The sequence below is a fragment of the Thioalkalivibrio halophilus genome, assembly GCF_001995255.1.
Classification (GTDB): Bacteria; Pseudomonadota; Gammaproteobacteria; order Ectothiorhodospirales; family Ectothiorhodospiraceae; genus Thioalkalivibrio; species Thioalkalivibrio halophilus.
This window is the reverse complement of record NZ_MUZR01000050.1, coordinates 1-6,664: the sequence shown is the minus strand read 5'-3', so window position 1 is coordinate 6,664 and position 6,664 is coordinate 1. Positions and strand designations below refer to the sequence as shown.

General features: G+C 69.1%; 6 protein-coding genes. 1 reads left to right on the top strand and 5 read right to left on the bottom strand.

Annotated elements, in window-relative coordinates:
- Positions 1-510 precede the first annotated feature (510 nt).
- Entirely contained in the window at positions 511-1,890 is a 1,380-nt protein-coding gene (locus tag B1A74_RS10920; protein WP_077244666.1) for a VWA domain-containing protein, read from the top strand.
- Between the two features lie 85 nt (positions 1,891-1,975).
- Here the strand turns inward: B1A74_RS10920 and B1A74_RS10915 are convergent, their stop codons facing one another.
- The 5 genes from B1A74_RS10915 to B1A74_RS10895 form a co-directional block, all read right to left on the bottom strand.
- Positions 1,976-2,395 (bottom strand): hypothetical protein, encoded by a 420-nt coding sequence (locus tag B1A74_RS10915; RefSeq protein ID WP_077244665.1) that lies wholly within the window; start codon positions 2,393-2,395, stop codon positions 1,976-1,978.
- A 124-nt stretch (positions 2,396-2,519) separates the two neighbouring features.
- Positions 2,520-2,858 carry a nucleotidyltransferase family protein gene (locus B1A74_RS10910; RefSeq protein ID WP_026288955.1) on the bottom strand — a complete coding sequence of 113 codons (339 nt, stop codon included), beginning with the start codon at positions 2,856-2,858 and terminating at the stop codon, positions 2,520-2,522.
- Positions 2,855-3,274: a nucleotidyltransferase substrate binding protein gene (locus B1A74_RS10905; RefSeq protein WP_018946776.1), complete on the bottom strand. Its 420-nt coding sequence runs from the start codon at positions 3,272-3,274 to the stop codon at positions 2,855-2,857. The genes B1A74_RS10910 and B1A74_RS10905 overlap by 4 nt, the downstream gene beginning before the upstream one ends.
- Before the next feature lie 61 nt (positions 3,275-3,335).
- Entirely contained in the window at positions 3,336-5,399 is a 2,064-nt protein-coding gene (gene recD, locus B1A74_RS10900) for an exodeoxyribonuclease V subunit alpha (RefSeq protein WP_077244664.1), read from the bottom strand.
- Positions 5,396-6,664 (bottom strand): PD-(D/E)XK nuclease family protein (locus B1A74_RS10895; RefSeq protein ID WP_208855995.1); only part of this gene is annotated, 1,269 nt, incomplete at its 5' end. The genes B1A74_RS10895 and recD, both read right to left, overlap by 4 nt.

Here is a 6,664-nt window from a genome sequence, read left to right as displayed (position 1 = left end):
CACTCGCTTGCGCTCGCGCCCCTCATCTTGAATCTCGATCTGTCCGTCCGGTTTACGCCGTCATCGCCCCATTCCTCGAATGGAGTCCGAATACCGGTCCCGTTTTTGGTACCCGTGCGAGCAGGCGGGAGTGCACGGAAGCCACCGACTGGCCGGCGGGAGGCACGCCCTCGACTTCGACGACGCCCCGGGATAAATACTGCATCCGGTACCGCACCGCGGCTGCCTGCCTCGCCCCTGCAGGGCAAACAAGCCTCAGCCTGTCCGCGCATTTTACATCCCGGTTCGTAACCGTACGCAGCCAACTCACCAAGTTGCTGAAAACAGGAAGGTGATCTTCTCTGGCCTGAGGCTTGCTAGGGCATTGGACAGGAACCCCCGAGAGAACGGTTTCACAAAACCCGCAGGGGCAACTTCCGAAAAGGCTTGCGATGCTGAACCTGGCCGCCGGACGGATGGGCCGGCTTCTCCAACAGCACCGTCCCCCCTACATCGATGGAGAAGAACACCATGAGGTTTGATATCGGACAGTCCCGACTCCTGGTTCCGGCCCTGCTGGCTGCGTCAATCGGCCTGACTGGCTGCGGCGGCGGAGGGGGCGGCGGAAGCAGCGGTGGCGGCGGCAGTAGTGGTGGCAGTAGCGGAGGGGGCGACTCGACCGACGTCAACGTACTGCCCGAACATTTCGACTTCGAAGTCGTTACGGAGGGCAACCAGGAACACACGCCCCCGCGGCAATTCACCATCAGCAACGAAGGTTCGACGTCCTACGACATCTCGAACATGTATCTGGCAGGGCAGGATCCGAACGCCTTCATCCTGGACCAGGGCGGTGGTGACGCCCCCTGCGACGCGCTCAGCCTGACACTCGACCCCGGCGACAGCTGCACCATTGAGGTGGCATTCGGCCCCGGCCAGCAGAATTTCGGCGAGTACCGGGCGCTGTTGATCGTGGAGAGCGACGATCCCAACGCCCCCTCGGTCGGGCATGCCGCCAGCCTGGACGGCGAATATGCCCATATTGATCCGGATCTCAACGTCCAGGTCAACCAGGTCAACGCGTGCCCGGGGGAGCTGGACAAAGCCTATATTTCCGTCATCGATCAGGCGGGATACCCGGTCAAGGGGCTGCACGAGGACCCTGCAAATTTCACGCTGGTGGAGAGCTCCGGCATGGAATCCCAACCGGTCCACGTCACCTGGATCGAAGAAAGCTTCACCAACCTCGCGTTCAGCGTCGCCATGGACTACAGCGCCAGTATCACCGACGACGTCCCCGGCGCGGTATCCAACATGAAAGAGGGAGCAAAGTTACTGGTCGACGCGATGCTGTCCGAGGATGAAGCAGACATCATCAAATACGCCACTGAGGTCGAGCTCATGACCCCGCAGTTCACTTCGGACAAAGGCGTGCTGGAACTCGCGATCGACAAGGAACCCGACGGTGCCGGCGGTCGCACCGCCTTGTACGACGCCACCGTCGAGGCCATCGAGCGGACCACCGAACGCGACAAGGACCGCAAGGCCATCATCTCCCAGACCGACGGCATGGACAACGAGTCCGACGCCGATGTGGACGATGCGATCGAACTGGCCAACGCGGCCGGCATCCCCGTGTTCACCATCGGGTTCGGCGACTTCGACGAAGACCATCTGCGAAAGCTCGCGCGCGAGACGGGCGGCCTGTTCTACGAAGCGGCAGGTGACGAAAACCTTCAGCAGGTCTTTCAGCAAGTGACCAGCCTGCTGTTCAGCGATCAATACGAGATCGACTTCGATTCCGAACTTGAATATGGCGAGGAAGGCTCGCTCAGGGTCATCGTCGAGTACGAGAGGGACGGTATCGAGTTCTCCGGGGAGGGGGAGAGGGTCGTCCACGCTTGCCAGTAAACGTCCTCGGCGTCATCCCGGGTCCCCTTTCGGTACGGGACCCCGGGTCCGCCCGCTACGGGCGACGGCCAGGGGTCCCTCGAAGTCAGGCCACCTCGGCGTCGATGAGGCCCCGCTGGAGGTCGATGGTGATCCGCTTGCCCTCGATGACCGTGGCGCAGGCCAGCAGGAAGAGCTCCACGAACTCGTTTCGCTCCTCCTCGGGTATTTCCGCAGAGCCATTGAAGGTGCCGAACATGGTGTCGTGGGCACCGGCGGTGTAGAGGATCAGTCGCTGCATGGCGTCCTGGTCGTCCGGCGAGGGTGCGGCGGTGTCCAGGGTCGGCTCGCCCACCTTTTCCTTGATGGTGGAGTAGAGGTGGAACAGGTACTCCGCCGCGCTCTGGCGCCCCCGCCGGTCCTGCAGGGTGAAGTTGGCGGAGACCTCCTGGCCACTGCGTGCGCGCAGCACGATGTATTTCGACTCGGGCTGATCGTCGGCGTACGGATTCAGGATATCGGCCACGGTGTCTCCGGATCGGGATGGGCGAACGACCCCGGAGGGTACGAGACACCCCGGGAGATTTCCACGGCGGCCGCGCCCGCCGAGGGGTTATCCACCCCGATGCCCGGGCGAGGTGCGGGCAGCTTCACCCGGCGAGGATGTCCGAAGGGCACAGCTCCACCGCCACACGGCGGATGTGCCCGCGCAGGTCTTCTTCCTCGATCTGGTGCCACAACGACAGATCCACCTTCCACGGCAACAGCAGGTCATCGATCTCGCCCTCGATCCGGAGAAGGTCGCGCACGCCAAGGGTATCCGCCTGCAGGCACAGATCGATATCCGAGGCCTTGCGCCAGGTCCCCTTCGCGCGCGAGCCGTACAATAACACGCCGGTAATCTCCGGCCAGCCGGCGAACACCGCGCACAGGCGCATGACCACATCGGCCGGCAACCCGAACTTCGTAACACTGGCCGCTGCCGTCATGCCAGCCCTTCCAGCTCGCCCATGCGCCTCGCGAACGCATCGAACAGCGCGTGATAGCGCCACACCACCTGCTCGGCGATCTCGCGGGCCACCTTCTCGTTATAGGCATGGGCCGTCAGATTCCGGCTGCGGATCATCTCCATCCAGCCTTCGCCATCTTCGACGAGCCCCTTCGCAAAGGCTTCCCGGATCGCGTCGCGCGAGCCCGTGATCGCGGTATTGCCCTGCCAGGCGAAATAATCCTTCATCACGTTCCAGGCCAGCTCATGATTGAACTCGAAGGCCTGGATCAACCCCTGGCGTTCCAGATCCGACAGCTCGCGCTGCTGCGCCAGACGCACGGCACTCTCCAGCTGTGCCAGGGCCCGCCGGAAATTCGTCAGGCGCTGTTTCCAGCGCACATCCAGATCCGCCATTACGACCTCCTTTCGCGTCGCGTCACACTCTATCTCGTCTCGCCTGTCACGGCATTCACCGTCACGGACTGCTCTCGAGCCAGCGGTGCAGGCCGCCGCCGCGGCGGATGCGGCGGCCCGCGGCGGTTTCGAGGCGGCCGGGGCGGGGTTCCAGCAGGGTGAAACGGCGGCTGGCGCGGGTGATGGCGGTGTAGACCAGCTCGCGGGTCAGGATCGGGCTGTCGGTGTCCGGCAGGATCAGGGCCACGTGGTCGAACTCGGAGCCCTGCGCCTTGTGCACGGTCAGGGCGAAGGCGGACTCCACGCCCTCCAGGCGGTTGGGCGGGATCCAGCGCACCCGGCCGTCGGTGGCGAGGAAGGCCACCCGCAGCACCCGCGACTCCGGCCCGGAGGTGGCTGCGTCGCCCTGCGGCCCGTCCTCGCCCGCGGCCAGCCAGCGTGGCACGGCCAGCGCGATGCCGATGTCGCCGTTGATCAGGCCCAGGGCGTAGTCGTTGCGGGTCACGATCACCGGCCGTCCCTCGACCCATGTCCCCTCGCCCGCCAGCAGGCCCCGCTCCCGCAGTGCCGCCGCGATGCGGCGGTTCAGCTGCTCCAGCCCCCGGGGGCCGCGACGCACCGCGCACAGCAGCTGGAAATGCCCGTGCGCCTGCAGCACCTCGCGCGCCCAGTCCTCCCATGCACCGCGCGCGGCCCCGCCGGCGGGCCGCAGCCGCGCGAGGGCCTCGAGGTAATGGCGATACCCGGCGGCCTCGCGCTGCGGGTCGCCGTCCAGCACCCGCGCCAGCCAGCCACGCCCGTCGCCAGCCTCCAGGGTCAGCCGGTCCACCGCGCCATCGAGGGTGGGCAGGCGCACCTCCCCGGCCCGGCCCTCGTTGACCGCGGTGGCCAGCTGGCCGATGCCGCTGTCGGCATCGAAACGATGGCTGTGACGCAGCATCACCACGTGCTGGTCCAGTGCCTGGCCGGCGCCGTCCTGCAGCGCGGCCGGGATCTCTGCACCGGCATGTGCCGTCAGCCAGGCCACGGTCTCCGGGGTGTAATGGCCGTCGGATGCGCGGGCACAGAGTTCGCCCATCACCGCGCCGGCCTCCACCGAGGCCAGCTGGTCGCGATCACCCAGCAGGATCAGGCGCGCGTGGCGCGGCACCGCCTCCACCAGCGCGGCCATCAGTTCCAGATCGATCATCGACGCCTCGTCCACCACCAGCACGTCCACCGGCAGCGGGTTTGCCGCATCATGGCGGAAGCCGCGCGCCCCCGGTCGCGCCCCCAGCAGCCGATGCAGGGTCACCACCCCGGCGGGGATGCGGCTGCGCAGGCGCTCGCCGTCGGGCAGGGCCTCGAGGTTCAGGCGGTCCAGCGCCCCGCCCACCGAGGCATTGAGCCGCGCGGCCGCCTTGCCGGTGGGCGCGGCCAGACGGATGCGCAAAGCCTCGCCGTCGCCCTGCAGGCCCTGCAGCAGAGCCAGCAGGCGCAGCACGGTGGTGGTCTTGCCGGTGCCGGGACCGCCGGTGATCACGCCGAAGCCGCTGCCGGCCGCCAGGGCACAGGCGATGCGCTGCCAGTCCGGGCCGCCCCCCGGTGCCGCGGCGGGAAACAGCCGGTCCAGCCATTGCCGGGTGCGGGCGGGATCCAGGGCCTCGCGCCAGGCGGGGGCGTCTTCCAGCCGGGCGCGCACCGCCTCGCCCACCCGGCGCTCGGCCTGCCAGTAGCGGCGCAGATAGAGCTGGCCCCGGGCACGGACCAGCGGGCTGGCACCCGGCGCGTCATCGGCGCACAGCCGCGCGTCCGCCAGCGCCTGTTCCAGTTCCGCCCGGGTGGTTCCGCGCAGGGCCTCGGAGGGCAGCACCGCGGTGGCCGCCTCGCCCTCGGGCGGCAGCGCCAGGGTACGGTCGGGGGCCTCCAGCAACGCGTCAAGATCGAGACACACATGCCCGCGCCCGGCCTGATGGCTGGCCAGCGCCGCCAGCAGCAGGGCCAGCGGATCCAGCTCCGGGAGTTCCTCGTGCAGCAGGCGCACCAGCGCGCGGTCCACGCCGCGCAGCCAGCCGGCCTGTTCCCATTCGGCCAGACGCGCGAGCACCCCGGCGGCATCCGGCCGCGCCGCGATGGCCGCAGTCATGCCCCGGCCTCCGTGGAGCGCACTGCCGGGCGATCCGGGCCCTGGGCGAAGGCCCGGTCCAGCCACTCGATCAGCTCGCGCGGCGGGCGCTGATGGAACACGCCCCGCCCCGGCGCATCCACCCCGCGCAGGAACAGATAGACCCCGCCGCCCATGTGCGCGTCGAAGTCGTAGCCGGGCAGGCGGGCCTTCAGCAGGCGGTGCAGCGCCAGGGTGTAGAGCACCAGCTGCAGGTCGTAGCGGTGATCCAGCACCGCCGCGTTCAGCTGCGCCGCGGTGTAGGCCTCCGGCCCGGCACCGAGGCGGTTGGACTTGTAGTCGGCCACGTAATAACGCTCCCCGTGCCGGAACACCAGATCGACGAAGCCCTTGAGCATCCCGTTGATCCACTTGCTGCCGGCCGGCGGGCGCGACTCCCCGGGCAGGACATCACGGCGCACCGCCGCATCCAGAGTGTCGCTGTGCAGCCAGCGGGTCTCGAACAGGAACTCGAGCTCGGCCTGATAGCTGTCCAGCCCCGCCAGCGAGAATCCCGCAGCGCCGTCCAGCGGGAACCCGGCCGCCAGCAGCTGGTGCAGCCAGGTCTGCAGCACCGGCACCCAGTCGTCCCAGCCGCGGGCACCACAGCGTCGCGCGACCTCGGCGTGCAGACGCGCGGGATCGCCGGCCACCCGCGCGAAGCCCTGTTCGCCGGCCCACTCCAGCAGGCCGTGCAGGAAGGTGCCGGGCTCCGGTCCGTGCGGGAAGTCGTGGTGCCCGCCGGCCGGGGCCGTGGTCACCGCCCCGGTGTCCGTCCCGGTGTCCACCCCGGGGTCACCATCGACGGCCGCGTCGACATCACGCGCGCCGGCGTCCTCGCGCAGGATGTCCTCCTCGGCGGTGTCCGGGGCATCGGGGCCGGCATCGGCGGACGCGGCACTGTCGTCCGGACCCGGCTCCTCGCGCCGTGCGATGGCGCTGTAACTGGCCACCCACCAGGGCTCGCGCACCCGGCGTCGCGGGACCCGCGCGGGCCCGGTGGCCGGCGCGGCTTCGCCCGCGCGGCAGCGTTCGACCGCCGGCGGCGGCAGCGGCTCCACCCGCACATGGCCGTCGTCGTCGCGCAGTTCCTCCATGCGCGCGGCCAGCGCCGGCGGCTCCACGCCCTCCGGACCGAACAGCAGGTAGCCGACGGCCGTGCGGTGCAGATCGCTATCCTTGCGGTTGCCGTGGCGCACGGGCGCGATCGCCATCCAGCAGGCATGACGGGCGCGGGTCATGCCCAC